Origin of the sequence: Lysobacter sp. GCM10012299, from assembly GCF_042649405.1 — a bacterium.
Classification (GTDB): Bacteria; Pseudomonadota; Gammaproteobacteria; order Xanthomonadales; family Xanthomonadaceae; genus Lysobacter_J.
Map to the genome: position 1 here is coordinate 1 of NZ_JBHRZC010000016.1, position 788 is coordinate 788.

Genomic DNA, 788 nt, shown 5'->3' on the forward strand with positions numbered 1-788 from the left:
GGAAATTATGAGAACTGTTTCTAACATATACCACAATTGTGTACCAGATAAGATTAAAAACCGAAGAAATACTGATAAACTGAAGCAACGCGATACAGTGATTATTGCTTGTGTTATATGGGGCATAATTAATGGCTATACTAGCCAAAGAGCCACGTATAGAGCGGTTTGTTCCGTCTTATTTCCTAATGGTGACTTTCCTAGTAGGAGTCGATTCACTCGCTTAAGTTCAAACTTAGCTTACACTATCAAGATTATTCGATACTTTTTCATCAAGAAGCTCACCAAAGGTGAACTAGTCGGAATTATAGATAGTTTTCCTAGTCCATTATGTAAACCAGTTAGAAATAGACAAGCAAAACTATTGAATCAAATAGCCAAAGTTGGCTATAACTCAACAAAAAAATCTTATTTTTATGGTCTTAAAATTCATATGATCGTTACTAAGACTGGCTTTCCGATTACTTACTCAATCACGAATCCAGGTGTCCATGACGTGAAAGTGTTAGAGACTTTATCGGAAGAAGCGAATCTTCCCAATATCCTAGGGGACAAAGGATATATTAGCCATAAAATCCATGAAAAGCTTGCCCTTAAGGGCATTACTATATCCGTTCCGCCACGTAAAAACATGGATAAATCAGAAAAACTAGACCACAGCTTACTTGGAAAACAAAGAAAAACAGTTGAGACTGTTTTTTCTTCCTTAGAAAAATTAGGTTGTCAAAATTTCAACTCACGTTCTGTTAAAGGGCTAGAGAGTAGATTTGAAAGCATATTACTGGCTT

The 788-nt window shown here is 35.7% G+C and carries 1 protein-coding gene; it reads left to right on the forward strand.

Features of this window, described 5'->3' with window-relative positions:
* On the forward strand, positions 1-788 hold a 788-nt coding region (locus tag ACFOPO_RS18435; RefSeq protein ID WP_386705138.1), incomplete at both ends, for an IS982-like element ISEfm1 family transposase.